The sequence below is a fragment of the Collinsella aerofaciens genome (genome assembly GCF_018785245.1).
Classification (GTDB): domain Bacteria; phylum Actinomycetota; class Coriobacteriia; order Coriobacteriales; family Coriobacteriaceae; genus Collinsella; species Collinsella aerofaciens_AD.
Genome location: NZ_WQPL01000051.1, coordinates 1 through 744, shown reverse-complemented (window position 1 = coordinate 744; position 744 = coordinate 1). Strand labels below are relative to the sequence as shown.

Sequence of the window (744 nt, the reverse complement as noted above, 5' to 3'; positions counted from 1 at the left end):
CCGAGAGTACTGCGGGGCCAGCCCGTGGGAGGCCAGGGCGCCGCTGACCGGTGGACGGCACCGAGCCGTACGCTTGAACTTAGAAGGGGGAGGCCTCGCGGCCTCCCCCTTTTTTGCGTTGTATAAGCTGATATTTGCCCTTTCTGTTTTAGGAGTGCTTGGATTGACTTTAGTCGAGGGCATCGTTGTCGTCCGCGGTGAGGTAGAGCCGATCTTCTTGCTTATGTCACTTTCTGGTGGCGCTCAGTTGGCTCCAGGGTTCTGTCGCCACGTTTATCCGGACGGATCTTTTGCTCCTTATTTCCAGTAAATCAATTAAGGGGTAGCGTTTCAATCAAATACACTCCGCCTGCTGGGGCTCTATCTAATTAGTGATAGAGCCCCCGCAGGCGTTTTATAGGTTTGTTAACGTTGTCCTTCAATTTATGACGGGTTAATTAGCGGATACAAACGAGGGTATAAAGATGCTATGTCTACAGTGGACAGCGAGATTCCCGAGGTCATACGGTCTGTCCAAGGTTTATGACCATATGTGTGACTCTGAGCAACTCGGAGCCCAGTTAATTCATTTGTGAACAAAATATGGAGTGCGCGATTCCCGCCCCCGGGGCCCCTCCGGTCTGGCAATATATCTCCTTGCCGCGCGGCCCGGTCGGACCGGATGAGCCGCGGGGCGTGCACCTTGAGAACCGGATACTGCGAGGATGGACACTTACTTCAGTGTCGCATCCGGGCAGACATCGA

The 744-nt window shown here is 53.9% G+C and carries 1 protein-coding gene; it reads left to right on the top strand.

What is annotated here, in order from left to right; translation table 11 throughout:
• A partial coding sequence (locus GPK39_RS08655) for a hypothetical protein (protein ID WP_215675045.1) occupies positions 1–310 on the top strand: 310 nt, incomplete at its 5' end.
• Positions 311–744 lie beyond the last annotated feature (434 nt).